We start from the raw sequence: 1,999 nt of genomic DNA, 5'->3' as shown, positions 1-1,999 counted from the left end.
ACCGAGCCACCAGAGCTGGTAAAACTGTCAACATCTTTACGCAAGCCTTGTGTGGGAGCAGTTGTTCTCATGGCCGGAGCAAGGGAGAGGAGACCAACGCCCAAGAAGCCTCGGGATCCCCGCCGCCCCTCACGATCCGCTAAGGATGCCCTATTGGGGGGTTCTGGGCGCCTGCTTCCTGCCCCGGCTGCCTCCCACCCTCAGCCGCTGCGTCTGGCCCGCCAAAAAGCCATCGCCCGTCTGCGCCAACGGGCTGTCCAGCCTCGCCGCCCAGGACGTTCTCCGGCCCTCGGAGAAGTGTTGCTCAGGGGCCTGAGCTTCAGTCTCATCCTGGGCCTGACAATGGCCGGCCTCTCGCAACTGCTGCAATCAACCCCCACTGGACAGACAGAACCTGCCACGACGCAGCTTGGGGATCCAGGGCCGAGCGATACCCTGCAGGGAGAGGCGATCCCGGCTTTGCAGGAGCGCCTAGCCGCTTTGGCCGACCAACCGGGGTTGACGGCAGGGGCCCTGTTTTGGGAAGTGGAAAGCGGCGCCTTTGCCGGCGTCAGGCCGGATCAGGCTTTTCCTGCCGCCAGCGTAATCAAGATCCCCATTCTCTTGGCCTTTTTCCAGGCCGTGGAAACCGGGCAGGTGCGGCTGGATGAACCGCTCGCCCTGCGGGAAGATCTCAAGGCAGGAGGAGCGGGCGTGCTCCAAACCCGTCCCCTGGGATCCCAGGTCTCTGCCCTGGAGGCGGCCACCCTGATGAGCACCCTCAGCGACAACTTCGCCACCAATCTGATCATCGATCGCCTGGGTGGACAGGAGGCTCTCAACCAAAAATTTCGTCAGTGGGGGCTACAGCACACGCAAATTTCCTGGTGGCTACCGGATCTGGAGGGCACCAACACCAGCAGCCCACGCGACATGGTTTGGTTGCTCAGCCAAGTGGAGCAGGGGCGCATGCTTAGCCGCCGCAGCCGCGACCGCTTTTTGGACATTCTCTGGCGTACCCAACGGCCTTCCTACTTTCGACCCCACCTGGGCCAGGAGGTGCGCATTGCCCACAAGACGGGAACCCTGCGCTCGGTGGTGGGAGATGCCGGGATCCTGGATTTGCCCAACGGGCGACGCTATGTGGCGGCGGTGTGGGTGAAGCGAGAAACCCCCAACGACCCCAGAGCCGAAGAGCTGATCGCCAGCCTGTCGCAAGCCGCTTATGAGTTCTGGGCCGGGGATCCAACGGCAACCACGAGCAGCTTGCAACCCTGATCCCAAACATCACCAATTTTTCTCTCCCGAGCCCCATTCCGGGCAGAATGCAAATGCCAGAGTGGAGAAACAGGCAATGGGACAACTGGTCGATGTCAAAACCCTTTGGGTGCAGTGATGGCGACAGATCCCGTGATTAAGCTGGATCAGTTTCTCAAGTGGGCGGGGGTTGTGTCCACCGGTGGGCAGGCCAAGCAGTTGATCCAAGCCGGACAGGTGCAGGTCAATGGCGAGGTGGAAACCCGCCGCGGGCGCAAATTGCGCCTTGGGGATGAGGTGAGGGCGCTGGGCCAAGTCTGGCAGGTGCACCTGGATAAGGCCTCAGAGGGAGATCAGTGAGATCTATCGAGATCCATGCAGCGGGATCAGAAGCAGCATGGCCAAAGCCCCGATCCCCCCTGCCACCGCATACTGCCACTCCAGCCCCCACAGCAGGCAGGCAACTCCGGCCAAGATCTGGATCCCACCGGTGATCCAGTAGGGAAGGCGCGGCGGATCCACCAGGCCGTTGAGCCAGTGGCCCAACCCCATTTGCCACAGCCAAAACACCCCCAGATATTGGCTCAAAGCCGCTAGAGGGGTACGACCGACAAAAGGCAGCACCGAGAGAATCATGCCCAGGGCGATCACCAGTGTCCAGACCAAGCCCACGAAGTAAAGATGGGCCAATCCGGCAGCTCGAAACTCCGGCAGCGCCGTCTGCCGCACCATATAGCCCAAGCCAATAAGAGAAATCAGCAAC

Annotated in this window: 3 protein-coding genes; 2 read left to right on the top strand and 1 reads right to left on the bottom strand. The window is 61.8% G+C overall.

Annotated features, from left to right (window positions below):
- The first annotated feature begins 153 nt into the window (after nucleotides 1–153).
- Nucleotides 154–1,257, top strand: coding sequence for a serine hydrolase (locus tag NW857_RS12770; protein ID WP_414336181.1), 1,104 nt, complete (start codon nucleotides 154–156; stop codon nucleotides 1,255–1,257).
- Between the two features lie 117 nt (nucleotides 1,258–1,374).
- Entirely contained in the window at nucleotides 1,375–1,596 is a 222-nt protein-coding gene (locus NW857_RS12765) for an RNA-binding S4 domain-containing protein (RefSeq protein WP_414336183.1), read from the top strand.
- Between the two features lie 3 nt (nucleotides 1,597–1,599).
- Here the strand turns inward: NW857_RS12765 and NW857_RS12760 are convergent.
- The coding region (locus NW857_RS12760) for a hypothetical protein (RefSeq protein ID WP_414336185.1) at nucleotides 1,600–1,999 on the bottom strand (400 nt) is incomplete at its 5' end.

Origin of the sequence: Synechococcus sp. H55.9, assembly GCF_047462355.1 — a bacterium.
Lineage (GTDB): Bacteria > Cyanobacteriota > Cyanobacteriia > Thermostichales > Thermostichaceae > Thermostichus.
Note: the sequence above shows the minus strand (reverse complement) of the source record. Positions and strands in the feature narration are given on the sequence as shown.